This window comes from Brevibacterium aurantiacum (assembly GCF_003932995.1).
Classification (GTDB): Bacteria; Actinomycetota; Actinomycetes; order Actinomycetales; family Brevibacteriaceae; genus Brevibacterium; species Brevibacterium aurantiacum.
In genome coordinates this window covers 3,090,974-3,110,694 of sequence record NZ_CP025333.1, presented here as the reverse complement: position 1 = coordinate 3,110,694, position 19,721 = coordinate 3,090,974, and the positions used below count along the sequence as shown (strand labels likewise).

The window sequence follows — 19,721 nt, the reverse complement described above, 5'->3', positions numbered from 1 at the left end:
GCGCTGACCCCCAAATGGTTGGGGTCCCTGCTGTTCGTTCTCGTTCTCGTCACCTGCTTCGTCGGACTCTCGGCGTGGCAGGTCGACCGTGCTCAGCATAAGAATGATGCTGTGGAATCGGCCGATGTCGAGGAGGTCGAGCCGTTCAACGAGGTGATGGAGGCGCAGGCCCCGATGCCCGGCATCCTTGCCGATCAGCGGGTCAGTCTGTCCGGGCACTGGCTTCCCGATGCTCAGGTCGTCGTTCCCGGCCGCGTCCTCGACGGAGACAAGGGCTTCTGGGTGGTCACGATGTTCGCCCCCGATGACGCCCGCCTCGGTGCCTCTGTCGGTGCCGACGCCGAAGACAAGACCATCGCGATTCCGGTTCTGCGTGGTTTCACCACCGATGAGAAGACCGCCATGGAATCCCGTGCGGCAGAGGGCCCCGTCAAGATGACGGCGCAGATCGGTCCCGTTGAGGGTCCGATGCCCGGAAACTCGCTGCCCGAGGGCCAGGTGCGCAGCGTCTCGACCTCGCAGCTGATCAACCTGTTCCCCGACCTGCTGACCTACTCAGGGTTCCTCATCCCCGAATCGGCGACCGGTGATGCCGCATCCGTCGCAACAGACGGACTGGCATTCGTGCCGCCGACGACAACTCGGGACGAGGGCGGATTCGACCTGCAGTCCGCCGGCTACGCAATCGAATGGCTGATCTTCGCCGGCATGGCCCTGTACATGTGGTGGCAGCTGCTGCGCGATGACTTCATGCGCCGCCGACTCGGTGAGGGCTCCGATTCTCAGGATCCTGCGAACCGCGTCGAGTACGTTGTCGTGAAGTCCGCCGGCCAGTCCTCGATCGACCCCAAGGTGATGTCGGGACTGACCGGGCTTCCCGCCCACAGACATGGAGCGAAGAAGCCTCGCAGGAGCCGCGGCTCTGCCTCGAAGAGCTCCACCGATGACAACTCGACCAACACCACCCCGACCGGAGGAAACTGAGCGTGAGCGAAGAACCCGAGTCCCTGGATTCCCGCCCCGACTTCGATGACAACGATGTGTGGAGCGTCAAACGCTTCACCTCGGCGCGCAACGCCCTGAAGTTCTATCGGGTGATGGCCATCATCACCGGAACGATGCTTCTCATCCTCACCGTCGAAATGATCTACAAGTACCTCATCGCCGCTGACTCCGCGACGGCACTCAACTTCGGCGGATTCAACCTCGCGGCCGCGATCGCGATCTGCCACGGCTGGTGCTACGTCGTCTACCTCATCGGCTGCTTCTGGCTCAACCAGCAGATGCGCTGGACCTTGGGCCGCTACATCGTCTTGGCCCTAGCCGGAGTGGTCCCGGTGATGTCGTTCATCCTCGAACGCAAGATCCATCGCCAGGTCGAAGCTGAACTGGCCGCGGCCGTGGTGGTCGCACCCAAGAGCTGAGGACCACCTCGGCGAGGTTGCCACGGTGCGGTTCGTCCGCCCGCTGAACCTCGGGTTGGGAGCTGGGTGCCCGGTGTTTAGAATTGGGGCATGACGCAAACCCAGAGCACACAGGTGCCTCCTGTCCTCGTGGTCGATTTCGGTGCGCAGTACGCGCAGCTCATCGCCCGACGGATCCGCGAGGCCGGACTGTATTCCGAGATCATCGCCCATGACGCACCGGCAGCGGAGTTCGCAGCCAAGAAGCCAGTCGCCATCGTGCTCTCGGGTGGACCCTCGAGCGTCAACGATGAAGGCGCCCCCGGATTCGACACCGCCGTCTTCGACCTCGGCGTGCCCACCATGGGCATCTGCTACGGCTTCCAGCTGATGTCGACCACCCTCGGCGGACGGGTGGCCAAGACCGACAAGCGCGAGTACGGTTCGACCCCGGTCACGGTCTCCAGCACCGGTTCGCTTCTGGCCCAGACCCCGAACAGCTACAAGGTCTGGATGTCTCACGGAGATTCCGTCGCCGAGGCGCCCGCTGACTTCGATGTCCTCGCATCGACCGCGGACACCCCAGTCGCGGCCTTCGAATGCGCGGCACGCAAGTTCGCCGGAGTGCAGTGGCACCCAGAGGTCCTCCACTCCGAATACGGGCAGCAGATCCTCGAGAACTTCCTGTTCAACGTCGCCGGCCTGAGCGCCGACTGGACCAATACCAACGTCATCGACGAGCAGGTCGAACTCATCCGCGACCGTGTGGGATCGAAGAACGTCATCTGCGGCCTCTCCGGCGGAGTCGACTCCTCCGTGGCCGCAGCACTGGTCCACAAGGCGATCGGTGACCAGCTCACCTGCGTCTTCGTCGACCACGGCCTCCTGCGCGAAAACGAACGCGAACAGGTCGAGAACGACTATGTGGACTCGATCGGCGTCCGCCTGGTCACCATCGATGCCCGTGAGCGCTTCCTGTCCGAACTCGCCGGCGTCACCGATCCGGAGACGAAGCGCAAGATCATCGGCCGCGAATTCATCCGCACCTTCGAGTCCGCCTCCGCCGACCTCGTCGCCGAGGCCAAAGATGAGGGCGAAGAGATCGGCTTCCTCGTCCAGGGCACGCTCTACCCCGACGTCGTCGAATCCGGCGGCGGCTCGGGCACCGCGAACATCAAGAGCCACCACAATGTGGGCGGTCTCCCCGATGACATCACCTTCGAACTCATCGAACCCCTGCGTGCCCTGTTCAAGGACGAGGTGCGCGCCATCGGCCGTGAGCTCGGCGTCCCCGAGGCGATCGTCTCCCGCCAGCCCTTCCCCGGTCCCGGACTCGGCATTCGCATCATCGGCGAGGTCACGGAGGATCGTCTGTCGATCCTGCGCAGGGCCGACGCCATCGCCCGTGAGGAGCTGACGAAGGCCGGCCTCGACGGAGAGATCTGGCAGTGCCCGGTCGTCCTCCTGGCCGACGTGCGCTCCGTGGGTGTCCAGGGTGACGGACGCACCTACGGCCACCCGGTCGTGCTGCGCCCGGTCTCCAGCGAAGACGCCATGACCGCCGATTGGACCCGCGTTCCCTACGACGTTCTCTCGGTCATCTCCAACCGCATCACCAACGAGGTCGACGACATCAACAGAGTCGTCCTCGACGTCACCTCCAAGCCTCCGGGCACCATCGAATGGGAATGATTCTGTTCCCCGACTACAACTCCTGAACAGTGTTCAGTTAAGGTGGGTGGTGCCCGAGTAGGTCTCGGGTGCCACCTCACCATCGGAGAACTCATGTCATACGCACACACCGGCAGCACCACCTCGGCGAGGGCCGGGCAGAAAGCCACAGCTGGCAGAGCCGGCGACATCGCCCTGATCGCGGTCTTCGCCGCACTGCTCGCAGCATTCGCGATCATGCCGCCGATCCCCGTCGGGCCGGCCGGTGTGCCGATCACCCTGCAGACCTTCGCCATCGCGCTCTGCGGTCTGGTGCTGGGCCCGTGGCGCGGGGGAGCGGCGGTCCTGCTCTACGTCGTGCTCGGCCTCCTGGGCCTGCCGATCTTCTCCGGCATGAGCGGCGGCATCGGCGTCCTGGCCGGTCCCAGCGCCGGCTACATCCTGTCGTTCACGCTCTACGCACTCGCCACCGGCTTCGTCGCCCGCTGGGCCATTCGCCGCTTCCGCGGATCGAAGCTGTGGATCGCGCTCTTCATCGGCGGACTGGGCTCCAGCCTGCTGCTCAACCACCCGCTGGGGATCCTCGGAATGTCGATCAACGCCGACCTGCCCCTGGGTGTGGCCGCCGTCGCCGACCTCGCGTACTGGCCCGGTGACATCATCAAGAACGTCCTCGCCGTCTCCGTCGCACTGCTCATCCACCGGGCATTCCCCGATGTCCTCCGTCGCCGAGGTGTCCCGACGCCAGGTCCGAATGCTCAGACCGCTGGTGCTGGGTCTGAAGGTGCTGGCTCGGAAGGCACTCGTTCTGAAGGCACTGCGGCACAGTGATCTTCGGTCGGAAGCCGGAGCCTGAGAGCATGGGGGAGCGGGTGCGGGAGATCAGCTTCTCCGAGGTCTCCGTGGGAGTCCTCGATGACACCCCTGCCGGTGATGTCTATCGCCCGATCCTCACCGACGTCAACGTCACGCTCGATGAATCGACGATTGCGATCATCGGGGCCAACGGCTCCGGGAAGTCCACTCTGCTGCAGCTGTTCAACGGCCTGGTCACGGCCAACTCCGGTCGGGTGCTCATCGACGGTCTCGACCCAATCGAGGAGGCGAAGCAGGTCCGCTCGCGGGTCGGTTTCGTCTTCACCGATCCGGCGGCGCAGCTGGTGATGCCGACCCCGCTCGAAGACATCGAGCTCTCCCTGCGCAAACGTGTTCCGAAGGCGGAGCGCCGCGCCGCGGCCTTGGCCGTGCTGGAGGAACTGGGCATCGCCGATCTGGCCGAGCGCAGCGTCTACGAGCTCTCCGGCGGCCAACGTCAGCTGGTCGCATTGGCTGCCGTTCTGGCAGTCGATCCGCAGATCCTCGTCCTCGACGAACCCACCACGCTGCTTGATCTGCGCAACAAGGAGAAGTTGCGGAAACTCCTGGCCGACCTTGTCGCCCGCCGAGGTGTGCGCGTGATCTTCTCCACCCACGACCTCGACTTCGCCGGGATGGCCGACCGCGCCCTCGTCGTCGACTCCGGACGCATCGTCCACGACTCGACTCCCGACGAGGCGACGCGAATGTACCGCGAGCTGATCATGAGCGACTCTTCGTGAGCCGGACGTCCCGCGCTGGTATTCGACCCAGGCCGCAGCTGTTCGGGAAGGTGGCGCACACGCCTGGTTGGCTGCACAGAACGCCGACCGGGGTGAAGCTGGTCGTCATTGCCCTGATCGGCGTTGTGGCTCTGATCTTCCGCGACCCGATCATCAACTGGTCGATGTTCGCCGTCCTCGTCGTTCTCGGCTTCACCGCCAAGTTGCGGCTGCGTCACTTCCTCAAGACCTGGCTCTATGCGGCGGTGCTGATCCTCATCGTCATAGCCATGCAGTACTTCTTCGGATCTCTGCACTCCGGCCTCACGGTCGGTGGCACTGTGTTCGCCTGTGTCCAGGCTGCGATGCTGCTGACCCTGACCACGACCGTGGCACAGCTGCTCGACACCTTCACCGTGATCGTCTCACCACTGCGCTTCTTCGGTGCCAGCCCGGACACGATCGCGCTGACAGCGAGCCTTATGGTGCGCGCCATCTCCCACATCTCCGGACTGCTGGGAGAGGCCGACCGTGCCGCTCGAGCACGTGGTCTCGACTCCAGCATCAAGGCTAGGGTGGTCCCCGCGATCCTTCGCTCGGTGAAGTACGCCCAGGACACCGGACGGGCACTCGACGCCCGCGGGATCGTGGACTGAGCGCCACCGAAGCGGGGCGCCCGAAGGTCATGCGCCGAGCATCCGCGGCCAGCTGACCTGACGAAGAGTATCCTCAGCGAAGGAAGGCAGTCGGCTCGCATTTCGACTGCCGCGCAGATCCGCGAAGGAGACAAACAATGGCTGCAAACCAGCGCCCAGTCCTGCTCGCCATGGACTTCCAGAACGGCATAGCCGGTGATGAGGCCTTCACCAAGACCGGTGTCCTCGAACGGGCCCGCGATGCTGTCGCCGCGGCAAGGGATAAGGGAATCCCTGTCATCTGGGTGCGCGTTGCCCTGCGCGATGGTCACCCCGCGCTCCCCGAAACCGCATCGTTTCGGCAGATCGCCGCTCACGGCGACCTCGATGAGGCACACGCCTCGACGAGCATCCACGAGACACTGGGACGGCACGAGGGCGAACCGATCGTAACGAAGCGTCGCATCAGCTCCTTCGCCGGCAGCGATCTCGAGGTATTGCTGCGCGGCTACGATGCCGACACCCTGATCCTGGCAGGCGTCGCCACCAGCGGAGTGGTCCTGTCGACCATCCGACAGGCTGCCGACCTCGACTTCCGCCTGACGGTGCTCTCCGACGCCTGCGCCGACCGGGATGAGGAGGTCCACCGGGTGCTCACCGAGAAGGTCTTCCCCAAGCAGGCCACCGTGCTCACCGTCGCCGAGTGGGCCGCGCAAGCCTGAGGCGCGGCCGCGTCGTCCTGGCGCCCGGGCACCGCGAGTACCGAAAGCAGACCGCAGGGCAGGGCTCGCCTAGAGGGTTGAGGAGTCTTCGGAGGTGGTGGGTGTGGCCACGGTGAAGCCGCGGCCCAGAACCTGTGGGTGCGGATTCTCGATCGCCCGCGAATAGTGGCCGATGAGCTGCGAGCACACGCTCTTCCAGCTGCGGCTGAGCACCTGCTGGCGGCTGGCGAGGCCGAAGGCTCGGCGCTTTGCCTCATCGCCGAGGAGGTCCATGACGTGTCCGCGCATCGCCGCCAGATCCTTGGGCGTGTAGAGCCACCCGGTGTGGGAGGAGTCGACGAGGTCCAGCGGTCCGCCACGAGCCGGAGCGATGACAGGCACTTCGGAGGCCATGGCCTCCTGGATCGTCTGGCAGAAGGTCTCGAGCTCACCGGGGGCGACCATGAGGTCGAAGCTCGCGACGGCCTGAGACAGAGCATCGCCGCCGAGGAATCCAGCGAAATGAGCATTCGGCAGCACCCGTTCGAGCTTTGCCCGCCACGGTCCGTCGCCGACGATGACGAGTCTCGATCCGGGCACGTCGTCCAAGACGGCCAGGTCCTCCACCTGCTTCTCGGCGGCGAGGCGGCCGACGTAGCCGATGATCTTCTCACCATTCGGTGCCACTGATCGGCGCCAGGCCTCTGATCGGTGACTCGGGTCGAAGCGGGAGGAATCGACTCCACGGGCCCACAGGTCCACCTCGGCGACACCGAGTTCGGAGAGCTGATCAAGGGTGTAGCTCGATGGGGCCAAGGTCAGGGAGGCGTGCTGGTGGATGTTGCGCACATGTGACCACAGCATCGCCTCGATGCCGTGCATGCCGTACCGGGCAGCGTAGGCAGGAACCTCGGTCTGATAGATCGCCACTGTCGGCAGGTCGAGGCTCTGCGCAGCCAGGACACCGCGCCAGCCGAGCACGAAGGGGCTGGCCAGGTGGACGACATCGGGGTTGAAGTTCTCCAGCAGTCGTTTGATGCGGCTGACTCCACCGGGAGCGACGCGAACCCGCCGATACTTCGGCAAGGCGATCGAGGGGACCCGCACGATGCGGGCTCCGGCGACCTCCTTGGGACCGTCGCGGCGCGTGCCTGGTGCGATGATGAGGACTTCGTCGCCGCGGTCGGCCAGGTGGTCGAGGACGCGGAGGAGTGAGTGGGTGACCCCATTCATATTGGGGAGGAAGGACTCTGCAATGATCGCTACTCTCACAGAACTCAGTTCACGCCCCCAGGGTGAAGGACGGGCAACATCGAGGCGACCCTTCGGCGACGATAGGCCGAAATCGCCGCGCTTGAGCGCTCTAGCCCGATCGCACGCACGCACTCGCCCGATCCGTCGCACGCTCCGCAGTGCCGACGGTGACGAGGCTCTGGTCCCATTCGCGAGGAGTCTGAACCCCGCGTAAACTGAAGTGTCGGTCAAGCGAATGAGAAGGGGAGGCGGCAGTGGTCTGGTTCATCGTCGGAGCATGTGTGCTTGCCCTTGTCATCCTCGCCCTGACCGTGACGATCCTGCGCTTCAACCAGCTGTCGATGGCGCGTTCGCTCTGCGATGAGGCCAAACGCCAGCTGCTCGTCGAACTCCGCGGTCGGCACGCCCTCGTGCCCGCCTACATCGGAACCCTGCAGCAGATCACCACCCGAGACCTCAGCTCTGTCGAACTCGCGCTCGCCTCGGCCCAGAGGGCTCCCTTCGGCCCCCGCGGGGCTGCGGCGGAGAACGCGCTGACCCGGACGATCGACGAGGCGGCACAGATCCCCAGTCAGATCAGCGACAGGGCGATTGCCGCCGACTCGTCTCTCGCGATGCAGACGGGGCCCCGCGAAGAACTCGACACCACCATCGCGCTTCTGCACGGTCAGCTCAATGTGCTGGCCGAACGCATCCTGGCAGGCGCCCGCATCTACAACACGAACGTCGATCTCTACCACCGGCAACGCGAACGTGCCGTGTCGCGGCTGTTCAAGAACGTGTTCAAGGCCCGCGAACCCTTCACCGAAACGGACCAGGAACGGTCCTCGGCAGAAGCGGAACCCCAGGACCAGTTTGGAGCTTCGAACCGAACCGGATCGGCCGGATCATGACGCGGTTCCGTATCGACCTCGGCTACCGCGGCACCGACTTCCACGGCTGGGCCAAGCAGCCCGGGCTGCGCACCGTGCAGGACTCACTGGAGGCCGGGCTGTCCCGGATCACCGGCGCCGAGGTGGCCACCATCGTTGCCGGGCGCACCGACGCCGGCGTCCACGCGAGACGGCAGGTCGTTCACATCGACCTCGCCGAAGAGGGCATCGAGAAGCTCATCGGCAAGTCCTCCCGACCAGCCGAGGCGGCGCTGCTGTCGCGTCTGCGTGGAGTCCTCACCGTCGATGACACCGATGACATCGTCATCCATGCCGTGTCCGAGGTTCCCGAAGACTTCGACGCTCGGTTCTCCGCACTGTGGCGGACCTACCAGTACAGGCTCGCCGACCGCCGATCCTTCATCGATCCGCTGCTGACACCCGTGACACCGCGGCACAAGGGCGAACTCGACGCCGAGGCGATGGCCGAGGCCGCACGGGAGGCCCAGGGCCTCCACGACTTCATTCCCTTCTGCAAACCACGCGAGGGCGCGACGACCATCCGCACACTGCACGAACTCGAGGTCACCCGGGATCAGGAAGCGGTGATCACCATCGACCTGCGTGCCGATGCGTTCTGCCACCACATGGTCCGTGCCCTGGTGGGCGGGCTGATCAAGGTCGGATCCGGCACCTGGCCGGTGACTCGGCCCGCGGAGCTCCTCGCCGAGGCGGACACAGGAGTCGACCCCGACGTTCCGATGTTCGTCTCTCCCGCACACGGGCTCGTCCTCACCGGGGTGGGATACCCCGAGGCCGAGTTCTATGCCTCCCGCGCAGCTCAGACCATGGCCCGCCGGACACAGGCTTAGTCGGACACAGGCTTAGCCAGAACAAGCTCGATTGCGGCACCGGCTTCAGCGCCACACAGGCTCAGTTGCCGACTCCTGGGCCGATCCCGGCAACGCGACGGCGACCCTGACAGCAGCTCGACGGCGACCCTGACAACAGCTCGACGGCGACCCTGACAGCGAGGGTTTGTATCGTCTTTTTGAGAGAATCCCTCTTTCCAGATGTGAGAATCCTGTGTACATTCACATGTAGGTAACTCATCGTTCGCTTAGGCACTGCAGAATGAGTCTGCTTGATCCTCACCAGGCACAGCTGTTGTGCGGCGGATGCAATGACCAAAGGAAACCACATACATGACGAAGCTAGTGACCAAAAGACTAGTGACCAAGATGCTGGCAACGGGAGCGGCAGTGTCAATGTTGACGCTGCCGGGCGCCGCCCCCTCACTTGCCGCATCCCTCGGAAACGGCTCCGCCGAGGAAGCACCCTCGACGACCGGCCCCTCGGAATCATCCCCGAGCGAGTCATCAGCTGGTGGCTCATCGTCCACAGACTCACCTGCAGATGCCAGTGCAGATGCAGCCGAGGGTGAGGACAAGGATACCTCGACACAGGCGGCAGCCGAGGGCACCAAGGTTCAGCTGCTCAACATCACCGACTTCCACGGACGCATCGCCGAGGCGGGCACGCAGGTCGCCTCGGTCGTTGAGGAACAGCGCGCGACGTACGCCGCCGAAGACGGCACCGCCGGAACCGGGGTCCTCTCCGCAGGCGACAACATCGGAGCCTCCACCTACGTCTCCTCCTCACAGCAGGACACCCCGACGCTGGATGTCCTCAACGCCATCGGCGTCCAGGCTTCAGCAGTCGGCAACCACGAATTCGACCAGGGCATGGAAGATCTGGCCGGCCGGGTCTCGTCCGAAGCAGACTTCCCCTACCTGGCGGCCAATGTCTACAGCGAGGGCACCACCGACGTCGTCGACGGCCTTGAGGGCTACACCACGGTCGATGTGGGTGGCGTGAAGGTCGCCGTCATCGGCGTCGTCACCAAGGACACACAGTCACTGGTCTCACCCGACGGCATCGCCGGCCTCGAATTCGGTGACCCCACCGACGCAGTCAACCGAGTCGCCGGCGAGATCGAGAACCTGCCCGAGGACGAACAGCCGGATATGACGGTCGTCGAGGCCCACCTCGGCGCCTCAAGCACGGAGAGCCTCGACGAGGCGAAGGCCTCGAACGCCGAGTTCAACAAGCTCGTGACCGAGGCAGACGCCTCCGTTGACGTCCTCTTCACCGGCCATACCCACCTGCCCTACTCCTTCGAGGCCCCTGTCCCCGGCGAGCCGGACCGGACACGGCCCGTGCTGGAGGCCGGCAGCTACGGCGAATACGTCGGTCAGGTCCAGCTCGAAGCCGATGCCGAGGGCAACTGGACGACCGAGAACACCGAACTCATCGAGACGGAGAAGAAGAGCTATGACTCGCCCGTCGTCGATGAGGTCAGCCAGATCATCGCCGATGCCGATGCAAAAGCGAAGGTTCCAGGCTCCGTCGTCGCCGGCGAGATCAGTGAGGACATCACCCGCGCCACGAAGGACGGCAAGGAAGACCGCGGTGCGGAGAGCACCCTGGGCAACCTCGTCGCCGATGCACTCAAGGACGGAGTCGAGGGCACACAGCTTGACGACGCCGACTTCGGCATCACCAACCCGGGCGGGCTGCGCACCGACCTGAAATGCGATGACATCTACAACAAAGAGGACACGTGCGAAGTCACGGCCGCTGAACTCAGCTCGGTCCTGCCCTTCGCCAATGACCACGGTGTCGTGACGATGCAGGGTTCGGACGTCATCGGACTGTTCGAAGAGCAGTGGCAGCCAGCCGACGCCTCGCGTCCGTTCCTCCACCTCGGTATCTCGGAGGAGCTCGAAGTCGTCTACGACTCCGATGCTGCGAAGGGCAAGCACGTGAAATCGGTCGAGGTCAACGGCAAGAAGCTCGATCCGAACAAGGAGTACAGGGTTGCGACGCTGAGCTTCCTCGCCGCCGGGGGAGACAACTTCTCCTCCTTCGCTGAGGGTGACTTCGAACTCTCCGGGCGCACGGACTTCGAGACCTGGGTCGACTACTTCGAGAACCGCACCGAGGCTGGCGAGAAGGTCTCACCGGACAAGGACGAACGCCAGGCCGACATGAGCAAGGACGTCATCGACAACGGTGAGCTCACGGTCGATCTCGCCGCCCCCGAGGATGGCATCGAGCCAGGTGAGAACCGGGACTTCGTCCTCAACACCACCGCCGAGGCGGAGGTCCCAGGACCCGTGGACGTGACCGTCGATCTGCCCGAGGGCTACACCGTCAGCGCCGCTGACTCGGCATCGGCCGGAGCCCAGCAGGGCGGGCAGTCGGAGACCGCGAAGGCACCGGAGGTCACGGTGGACGCCGCGACGAAGACCATGACCTTGGAATCGATTCCCGCCGGTGAGAGCGACGTCGCCATCAACGTCACTGCGCCCGAGGACGCGAGCGGTGAAGTCACCCTCGAGGTGGGACTGAAGGCCGGGGACGCACAGTGGTGGGATGACAACCCGCTGCCGGTCAATCACGCTTTCGAAGCCACGGCACAGGTCGGTGACGAGGCGAACGCCGCTGCCGGTGATGACGGCGGCGCCGACGGCACCTCCGACGGTGCAGGCTCGGATGCCGATGCCACCGGCGGTGACAACGGCAGTGCGAACGCCTCGGGATCGAATGCCGGCTCCAACGGCACCGGTGCGAATGCGGATGACTCCGGGGCCACCTCGGCGAATGCCAACGCATCGGGAGCCACCTCGGCGAATGCCGATGGCAGCGGATCCAACGCCAACGGTTCGAAGGACGGTGGGGATCTGCCTCGCACCGGTTTCGAGGCCATGAATCTGGTGGCGGCGGCACTCGCGCTCATCGTCGCAGGCAGCATGGCCGTGAGCATGGTGCGCCGACGCAAGGCCACCGTGTGACACGGACACTGAGGCGCGGCTGAGACCCTAGGGCTCGGCCAGGCAGGCGGCGGTCAGACGGAACTGGAGAGTTTCGCCTGGCCGCCGCTGTCTGCTGTCTGCTTCGTCTCGAAGGTCTCAAGGTGGACCAGAACGGGGACGAGGAAGAGGATGCCGACGGCGGGGACGACGATTCCCGAGTCGTTGATGATCGTGCCGACGCCCAACAGGATGGCGAGGCTGATCATGCCCGCCCGCAGCAGGGGGATCCGATCGTAGGCGTTGATCATTCCCTGCAGGGAGAAGCGCTGGGGTTCCAATGCCAGCCAGAAGACGCCGATGATGATGAGCGGAAGGAGCAGCGTCATCCACGACTGGGTGAGGATGTCGATGTTCATGCCGATCTTGCGCGCGAGCACGCCCAGGGCCTCGCCGCTGATGATGGAGTCGAAGAAGCGACCGAAGTGGGTGCGCTGATCGGCGGGACGCAGCCAGTCGAGGAAGAGGACCGCGAGCATTACGAAGCCGGCGATTCCCACCGTCAGCCCCATGCGCTTGAGTGAGAATCTGATGCCCGCGGCCGCGAGGACCAGGTAGGCGACGCCGATGATCAGCGTCGGCACGGACCCGAACTTCGTGCCCAGTCCCGGGGCGGCCAAGATGACGCTCGAGATGAGGATCGGCACGGTGACGATGAGGATGCGCATGAGCGGTCGCTTCGTCAGCGATGCGAACCCGGCGACGGCCAGAATCAGGGCGCAGCAGTAGAGCGCGAGGGCGGAGTTGCCGATGCCGTAGAACCGTGAGGCGATGAGCAGCGGCTCGCCCAGCAGGGTCGACATCTGCAGCTGCGAGCCGGTCATCACGTCATAGGCTAAGACGAGGACCGTGACGACGCTGACGAAGAGCACCGGTCCCAGCTTGAACCCACGCCACGGCCCCAGCAGGGCGATGACCCCGAGGGCCAGAGACCACCCGGCCAAGGCGCCCAGCATCGCAATATCAGGGTTGGTCGCCCTCTCCCATGGCACGGTGTTGACCAGATAGGTCGAGACCGGCATGGCTGCGAAGACGATGCCCAGCCGGTAGGCCCCGGAGTGGACGAGCTCGCGATGATTCTTGCGCAGTAACCACGCGAGGACCAGCAGACCGACCATGAGTGTGGCGACGACGGGGAAGAACCATGTCGAGAGCTCGTTCTGCGTCTTCACCGCAACCTGACGGTCGAGAACTGTCTGGAAACGCGACTCCCAGCCGCTGTCCGGGTCCTGGTTGTTCATCGGGGCGCCGGCAGCGTTCTGCATGGGCTCGCCGTCGCTGAGTTCGACGAGTGTCGGGGCGAGGTCGGGCACCTGGATGAGGCCGGGTTGGCGAGTCGATGACGAGCTCAGCAGACCAACAGTCCCGCCGGGGCGCAGCATCATCGTCGACTGCATCGACGAGCTCTTGACTGAACCGTCGGCGATCGAGGAGAAGATGATCGGCGAGGTGCCCACAGTCAGATGTTCGGGGTCGTCGGGGTCGACCCAGCCGGCGGCTGCCAGAATTTTCCCGACGTGTGAGTCGAGGGCCTTGAGTGAATATCCGTCCGAGGTGGTGTCGCCGAGGTCGACGAGTGTGAGCTCACCGTTCTGTGAGGCCCGAGCCGCCTTCTGGGCCAAATCGTCGCCGACCGGTGACCAGTTGTCGACTTTGCCCCTGTGATCGGCCGCCGCGATCGCGGCGCCTGGTCCGAAGGCAGCGATGTCGGGCACCGACTCCGTAAGAGCGCCGAGGTTGGCGTCGTAGTTGTCGCTTCTGGCGACCTGCGCATAGACGTCCCAGTCAGCGACCCAGCCGTCGAGGGGCGCGGCCGGCTGGCGGCACTCCTCGCGGGGTTCGTCGGCGGCCCGCCGTCCCGCGCCCACGCCGAGCCAGCCGTCGACGGGGCAGCTGGTCGTCCGCACGCTGCGGGGAGTGATGGTGCCGATCTGCGCGGTCTGCATCATCCTCCACAGATTCGGTGTCGTACGCGGATCGAGGTCCTCGAAGCTGAACCCGGAGACACCGATGAAGATCGGACCCTTGCCCGCCGAGGCGGCTTCCGCTTCCGATTCACTGTTTCCATCCATGCCCCGGGTTGGCGCGGCCTGAGCGCCCTGCGGCAGTCCGAGGATGAGCAGGGTGATGACGAAGAGACCGAGCAGCATGCGCACGGGCAGCGAGGATGTTCTCATGCTCGATCCGTCCCGGACTTAGGTGCACCCTGAGGTTCAGACGCATCTTCAGCAGACATGAGGATGGTCCGCGTACTGCCCCGACGGGGCTTGGTGTCGGCGATCGTCTCCTGCGCATGCTCGGCGCTCAGTGCCAGCAGGTAGGGCAGGAGCACCATGGCACCGGTCGAGGGCACGGCGATGCCGGAGTCGGTGATGACCAGCCCCACCGCCATGCCGGTGACCGCGGCGAGGAACCCGAAGTGGATGTCCTGGTCCTCGAACACCTGCGGCAGGCGACCCCGCCACTTGTTCGCCAGACGACCGGCTCGGGTGGCAGGGGTGATGCTCGGGAAGTGGAGCAGATAGCGCAGGAAGAACAGGATTGCGATGATCGCCAGGGGAGTGACGATCGCCAAGGCAGGATTGATCGCCACGATGTGAAGATTCGCACCGAGCTTGCGACCGATGACCTGCAGCGCCTCACCTGTGACGATCTGGTCGAAGAAGGTTCCGAAGTGCGAGCGTGATCCCGGCTCCCGCAGCCAGTCGAGGAACGCGATGCCCAGCAGCACAGCCAGGGACGCGAGGCCGATGAGCACGAGCCGGAAGATGGACAGACGGATCCGGCTGACCAGTGCCAACAGCACGAGGAGACCGGCCAAGGTGGCGATCGTACCGCCGAACTTCGCTCCCCAGGACGGGTTGCCGGAGACGAAGACTGCGAACAGTCCGAGCACAAGCGGGAGGAGGAAGACGAGTCTGCGATGCCCTCGCGCCCGCAGCCAGGAGATCGCAATGCCGAGGAAGATGAAGAGGCTGACGATGAAGATCGCCGCACCTTGATTGCCCAGTCCGTAGTACCTGCCGCCGACGATCGGGTTGTAGCCCAGCAGCGAGTTGCCCTGCAGGTGCGAGCCGGTGATGAGGTCCGCGGAGAGGATGAGGAAGCTCAGCAGCGACAGAGCAGCCACGCGACCACGCCAGGTCCGACCCCAGGGCGGAAGCAGAGAGACGCAGAAGAGCAGCGCTGCCGAGACCGCGATCGACACACTGAGGCCGAAACCGGGGTGGGGCAGTCTGGCCCACGGGAATAGGCCTGCCACGAATGCGCTCATCGGCAGCGTCGCTGCGGCAAAAGAGACCCAGGCGAGGAACCGGTGCACGGTGGGAACGGTCCTCGCACCACCTCGGCGACCGATGAGGTTCCGGGCCAAGAGGACACCGCACAGGATGAACAGGACGTAGAAGATGATGTCGAGGAGCAGGGAGAACGTCGACAGGTGCTGGTAGATCGACGTCGCCTTCTGAGCCTCGGACACGAGGTCGTCGATGCGTTCGTCCGGTTCGTCTTCGGTGGGTGTGACGTCGAAGGAGATGCCGTTGGGGGAGGAGATGCCGAACTGGTCGAGGATGCCCGGGGCGATGTCCGTGAGCTGGAGGAGGCCGGGGGTGCGGGTGCTGGCCGAGGACAGGTTTCCGGGTTCGTAGCCGGGGCCGGAGGCGATGAAAGCGCGCAGCTGCGGCAGACCCGAACTGTCCCCGAGGCCGGCCACGATGATCGTCGGCTCTTCACTTCCCGGGGCCGCAGAATCACGGACTTCCTCAAGCTTGTCGCCCAAGCGTTCGTCGGCCTCGGCGACGCGTTCCTCACGGTCGAAGAAGACAGGAACGGTATAGGAGTAGTTGGGGATCGGATCATAGAGCCAGGCGGAGGAGCCGATCGAGCCTAAGTCGACGAGGCCGAGTCGACAGTCGGTGGCGGCGGCATCGTCTGTGTAGTTGGCCACAACGCCGTTCTGGTCGGCCGCCGCGTAGGCCGCGCCCGGACCCTCGGCGGCGACGCAGGGTTCAAGCTGCGACGCGGCTGACGAGGCTTCTGTGCCCTGTGGGACGGTCTTTCCCTGTTCGCGGACGAGCCGGGCGAGCATTCCGTAGTCCACCGAGTAGCCGGAGTCGACGTTCGGTTCCTTGATGGCCTCGAAGTCATCGATCGTCGCGGTGGTGGTGCCCTTCGCAGCCTGCCCGGGGAGATCTTCATCACTCGAGGAGCTGGTCCCGGCCGCGGAGTTCGCGGCCTCGTCGGCACCGTCGAGTGCCTTCTCTGCAGCCTCGTCGCTGGTCGACGGCGCACTCAGAGCAGGACAGGTGGCCTTGCTGCCTTCGAGTTCTGGGTCAGTGGGCGGGCCCGCCTGGGCACGGGCGCCGGCCCCCATGGACAGCCAGCCGGAACCGGGGCAGGTCGCCGACCCGATGGTGCGCACATTGAGGTTGGCGGCAGAGCCGTTGGAGAACAGCTCATAGAGGTTCGGAGTGCGCACAGGATCGATATCATTGATGGTCAGACCGGGTATGCCGTAGACGATGGTCTTGCCGTCGGGAGGCCGAGAGGCATCCGAATCCTCGCCCGCTGACCCTGTGCCAGCAGACGCCGAGGTCGTCGATGCCGCGGTGCTGCTCGCCGCAGCTGCTGGGGCCGACCCTGCAGCAGGGGACTCGTCCGCGGCAGCGGCTGGTGACTGTGCCGGTCCGAGGATGAGGACCACGAGCCCGAGAACTATTCCCAGCACCAGGAGTCTGAATGCGGGAAGGCGCGTGGGCAGGAGGGATGAAGGCGGCACAGGTCAATAGTATCGGCTCAGCTTTCCACCCGCTCTGGCACTGGCCTGAGCGTTTGCTCCGCGGGTGAGAATGCATGTATATTTGATTGTCGTTGTGTGTGTCCGTCGTGCTCCCTTACATAGCCTCATGCGTTGCAGGCCCGTAGGTGAGGGGACGATTTCGATGGGCAGACCCGATTCAAGACAACGAGTGCCTTGACTCATCAGACTCACGACCCGATGAGTCATCAGCACTACACCAAGAGATACGAAAAGAAGGCTACTTTTGCGTACGTTCACACCCAAGCCCGGCGATATTGAGCGCCAGTGGCACGTCATTGACGCCACTGACCAGGTGCTCGGTCGTCTTGCTGCCCAGGTTGCACGCCTGTTGCGCGGCAAGCACAAGACCACCTTTGCTCCTCATATCGATACCGGTGACTTCGTCATCATCATCAATGCAGACAAGGTCGCATTGACCGGTGCGAAGCTCGATCAGAAGCGCGCTTACCACCACTCGGGTTACCCGGGCGGTCTGAAGAGCGTCAACTACGCCGAGCTTCTCGCCACCAATCCCGAGCGCGCAGTCGAAAAGGCTGTCGGCGGTATGGTTCCGAAGACTCGTCTCGGACGTGCCCAGATGCAGAAGCTGAAGGTGTACCAGGGTGGAGAGCACCCACACGCCGCTCAGAATCCGCAGCCGTACGAACTCAGCCAGGTCGCGCAGTAAGCGCGCTTGAGCTCTAGACATACCGAGGAGAACCGTGGCTGAAGAAACCACCACTGCGACAGAATCTGTCGAAGAACCAACTGCAACCGAATACACGTCGGAGACCCCCGAATCCGCAGGCCTGGGCGAACAGACCGCCGGCGGACGCGGACAGTCCCTGACCGCTCCCGGCAACGGAGTCGGCCGTCGCAAGCAGGCAATTGCTCGCGTCCGCCTGATCCCCGGATCCGGTGAATGGACCATCAACGGTCGCACTCTCGAAGAGTACTTCCCGAACAAGCTGCACCAGCAGCTCGTCAACGAGCCCTTCCGTCTCCTGGACCTCGAAGGACGTTTCGACGTCGTCGTGCGCATCTCCGGTGGCGGGCCTTCCGGTCAGGCCGGAGCCGTTCGTCTGGGAATCGCCCGTTCGCTCAACCAGATCGACGAAGAGTCGAACCGTGCTGAGCTGAAGAAGGCAGGCTACCTGCGCCGCGACGCACGCGTCCCCGAGCGCAAGAAGGCCGGTCTCAAGAAGGCCCGTAAGGCACCTCAGTTCTCGAAGCGCTGATTCTGCTGTCAGGACTGCGCCTGGTCTGCCGCTGAAGCGCAGTCCTCAACAGTTCAGCTCGATGAACACCGCAATGCGGCCCCGAACCGGATTCGGGGCCGCATTTCGTGCATTCACTTAACTTTCAGACACCCCTCGCCTTGACCCAGGCAGCATCATCTCTCACCGATTTCGACCGTCGAACGGTCCGGCACCACCGCCTCGGCGATGCAATGGACTAATATCGACGGGAAATTGAGGAAAGGACTTTCCATGACACGACTCTTCGGCACAGACGGCGTACGAGGCCTCGCCAATCGCGACATCTCCGCCCGACTGGCGCTCCAGCTCTCCGTAGCAGGCTCGCGGGTTCTCACCCGCGGTTGGCCAGAAGGCAAGCGTCCCTTCGCCGTCGTCGGGCGTGACACGCGTGTCTCCGGTGAGTTCCTCTCCGCTGCGATCTCCGCGGGCATCGCCTCCGCCGGCGTGGACGTCCTCGACGCGGGAATGCTGCCCACCCCCGGCATCGCCAGCGTCGTCGCTGACACGGGTGCAGCCTTCGGCGTCGTCATCTCCGCCTCGCACAATCCCATGCCCGACAACGGCATCAAGTTCTTCGCCGCGGGCGGAACGAAGCTCGACGATTCCGTTGAGGACGAGATCCTCGCAATCCTCGATGAGGACTGGGTTCGTCCCACCGGCGCCGAGGTGGGTCGGATCTCCCGTTATCCCGCCGCGGCCGACGAGTACACGGAGAAGCTCGTGCGCTCCCTCGATGCTGAGGGCACACGTCCCCTGTCCGGCCTCAAGGTCGTCGTCGACTGCGCCCACGGTGCCGCGTCCATCGTCGGACCCGCCGCCCTGCGTCAGGCCGGTGCCGAGGTCATCGTCTCCGCTGCCGAACCCGATGGCTTCAACATCAACGACGGTGTCGGTTCCACGCACCTCGAACCGCTCCAGCGCCTCGTCGTGGAAACCCAGTCCGATCTGGGTGTGGCCTTCGACGGTGACGCCGACCGCTGCCTGGCCGTGGACTCCCTGGGTCGTGTCATCAACGGTGACCAGCTCATGGGCATCCTCGCGATCGGGCTCAAGGAACTCGGCGAGCTGAAGGGCAACACCCTCGTCACCACCGTGATGTCGAACATCGGCCTCAAGCACGCGATGGACAAGTACTCCATTGAGACGGTCCAGACCGCAGTCGGTGACCGCTACGTCCTCGAACGCATGCTGGCCGACGGCTACGTCCTCGGCGGCGAGCAGTCCGGGCACGTGCTCATGCTCGACCACGGCACGACCGGTGACGGTGTGCAGACGGCCCTGCACCTGATGAAGCGCATGGCCGATTCGAAGCGCACCCTGGCCGACCTCGCCGCAGAGATCCCGCAGCTGCCGCAGGCGCTCGTCAACGTCAAGGGCGTCGACAAGCACGGAGTCGATCACCCGCAGGTCGCCGCCGAAGTCGACGCCGTCGAAGCCGAACTCGAAGGTTCAGGCCGCGTGCTGCTGCGGGCCTCGGGCACCGAGCCGCTGATCCGCGTCATGGTCGAAGCTGAAACCGAGGACATCGCCCAGGCTCAGGCCGAGCGCTTGGCCGCCAACGTGAAGGAACACCTGGGCCTGTAAGTTCTCCTGTCCGGTGAGCGCCACTCCAGGGTGAGCACCACTCTTCGCGGGGGAGACAACTCGTCAGACACACCAGAGGCCGCAGACGCATT

Annotated in this window: 16 protein-coding genes; 13 read left to right on the top strand and 3 right to left on the bottom strand. The window is 64.9% G+C overall.

All coding sequences use genetic code 11. The annotated features are described in order from the left end of the window. The first annotated feature begins 18 nt into the window (after nt 1-18). The 7 genes from CXR25_RS14400 to CXR25_RS14370 all read left to right on the top strand — a co-directional run bounded on the left by CXR25_RS14400 (nt 19) and on the right by CXR25_RS14370 (nt 6,008). Nucleotides 19-984, top strand: a complete 966-nt coding sequence (locus tag CXR25_RS14400; RefSeq protein WP_009883858.1) for an SURF1 family protein — start codon at nt 19-21, stop codon at nt 982-984. Between the two features lie 2 nt (nt 985-986). Continuing rightward, nucleotides 987-1,424: a DUF3817 domain-containing protein gene (locus CXR25_RS14395; RefSeq protein ID WP_009883859.1), complete on the top strand. Its 438-nt coding sequence runs from the start codon at nt 987-989 to the stop codon at nt 1,422-1,424. Between the two features lie 90 nt (nt 1,425-1,514). Beyond that, complete coding sequence (gene guaA / locus CXR25_RS14390) at nt 1,515-3,095, top strand: glutamine-hydrolyzing GMP synthase (protein ID WP_125240715.1); 1,581 nt, start codon at nt 1,515-1,517, stop codon at nt 3,093-3,095. 93 nt (nt 3,096-3,188) lie between these two features. Beyond that, complete coding sequence (locus CXR25_RS14385; protein WP_009883861.1) at nt 3,189-3,905, top strand: biotin transporter BioY; 717 nt, start codon at nt 3,189-3,191, stop codon at nt 3,903-3,905. Beyond that, a complete protein-coding gene (locus tag CXR25_RS14380) occupies nt 3,902-4,672 on the top strand; it encodes an energy-coupling factor ABC transporter ATP-binding protein (protein WP_009883863.1) in 771 nt (256 codons plus the stop codon). The genes CXR25_RS14385 and CXR25_RS14380 overlap by 4 nt, the downstream gene beginning before the upstream one ends. After that, entirely contained in the window at nt 4,669-5,307 is a 639-nt protein-coding gene (locus CXR25_RS14375) for an energy-coupling factor transporter transmembrane component T family protein (protein WP_101557248.1), read from the top strand. The genes CXR25_RS14380 and CXR25_RS14375 overlap by 4 nt, the downstream gene beginning before the upstream one ends. A gap of 137 nt (nt 5,308-5,444) precedes the next feature. Then, nucleotides 5,445-6,008, top strand: a complete 564-nt coding sequence (locus CXR25_RS14370) for a cysteine hydrolase family protein (RefSeq protein ID WP_125240714.1) — start codon at nt 5,445-5,447, stop codon at nt 6,006-6,008. A 69-nt stretch (nt 6,009-6,077) separates the two neighbouring features. Here the strand turns inward: CXR25_RS14370 and CXR25_RS14365 are convergent, their stop codons facing one another. Further along, complete coding sequence (locus tag CXR25_RS14365) at nt 6,078-7,259, bottom strand: glycosyltransferase family 4 protein (RefSeq protein WP_236850465.1); 1,182 nt, start codon at nt 7,257-7,259, stop codon at nt 6,078-6,080. A 236-nt stretch (nt 7,260-7,495) separates the two neighbouring features. Between CXR25_RS14365 and CXR25_RS14360 the strand changes: the two genes are divergently transcribed. The 3 genes from CXR25_RS14360 to CXR25_RS14350 all read left to right on the top strand — a co-directional run bounded on the left by CXR25_RS14360 (nt 7,496) and on the right by CXR25_RS14350 (nt 11,970). Next, nucleotides 7,496-8,134, top strand: coding sequence for a hypothetical protein (locus CXR25_RS14360; RefSeq protein WP_009883867.1), 639 nt, complete (start codon nt 7,496-7,498; stop codon nt 8,132-8,134). Further along, nucleotides 8,131-8,985: a tRNA pseudouridine(38-40) synthase TruA gene (gene truA / locus CXR25_RS14355; protein ID WP_096145978.1), complete on the top strand. Its 855-nt coding sequence runs from the start codon at nt 8,131-8,133 to the stop codon at nt 8,983-8,985. Before CXR25_RS14360 ends, truA begins: the two co-directional genes overlap by 4 nt. 396 nt (nt 8,986-9,381) lie before the next feature. Continuing rightward, entirely contained in the window at nt 9,382-11,970 is a 2,589-nt protein-coding gene (locus tag CXR25_RS14350) for a bifunctional metallophosphatase/5'-nucleotidase (RefSeq protein WP_241212419.1), read from the top strand. Between the two features lie 53 nt (nt 11,971-12,023). Here the strand turns inward: CXR25_RS14350 and CXR25_RS14345 are convergent, their stop codons facing one another. Both CXR25_RS14345 and CXR25_RS14340 read right to left on the bottom strand, forming a co-directional pair. Then, nucleotides 12,024-14,165: a hypothetical protein gene (locus CXR25_RS14345; RefSeq protein ID WP_096145980.1), complete on the bottom strand. Its 2,142-nt coding sequence runs from the start codon at nt 14,163-14,165 to the stop codon at nt 12,024-12,026. Further along, nucleotides 14,162-16,765 carry an alkaline phosphatase family protein gene (locus tag CXR25_RS14340; RefSeq protein ID WP_114384786.1) on the bottom strand — a complete coding sequence of 868 codons (2,604 nt, stop codon included), beginning with the start codon at nt 16,763-16,765 and terminating at the stop codon, nt 14,162-14,164. Before CXR25_RS14340 ends, CXR25_RS14345 begins: the two co-directional genes overlap by 4 nt. Nucleotides 16,766-17,030: 265 nt before the next feature. Between CXR25_RS14340 and rplM the strand changes: the two genes are divergently transcribed. The 3 genes from rplM to glmM all read left to right on the top strand — a co-directional run bounded on the left by rplM (nt 17,031) and on the right by glmM (nt 19,629). After that, nucleotides 17,031-17,474, top strand: a complete 444-nt coding sequence (gene rplM, locus CXR25_RS14335; RefSeq protein ID WP_009883872.1) for a 50S ribosomal protein L13 — start codon at nt 17,031-17,033, stop codon at nt 17,472-17,474. Nucleotides 17,475-17,508: 34 nt separating this feature from the next. Next, complete coding sequence (gene rpsI / locus CXR25_RS14330) at nt 17,509-18,024, top strand: 30S ribosomal protein S9 (RefSeq protein ID WP_009883873.1); 516 nt, start codon at nt 17,509-17,511, stop codon at nt 18,022-18,024. Between the two features lie 252 nt (nt 18,025-18,276). Beyond that, nucleotides 18,277-19,629 carry a phosphoglucosamine mutase gene (gene glmM, locus CXR25_RS14325; protein WP_009883874.1) on the top strand — a complete coding sequence of 451 codons (1,353 nt, stop codon included), beginning with the start codon at nt 18,277-18,279 and terminating at the stop codon, nt 19,627-19,629. The last annotated feature ends 92 nt before the right edge of the window (nt 19,630-19,721 follow it).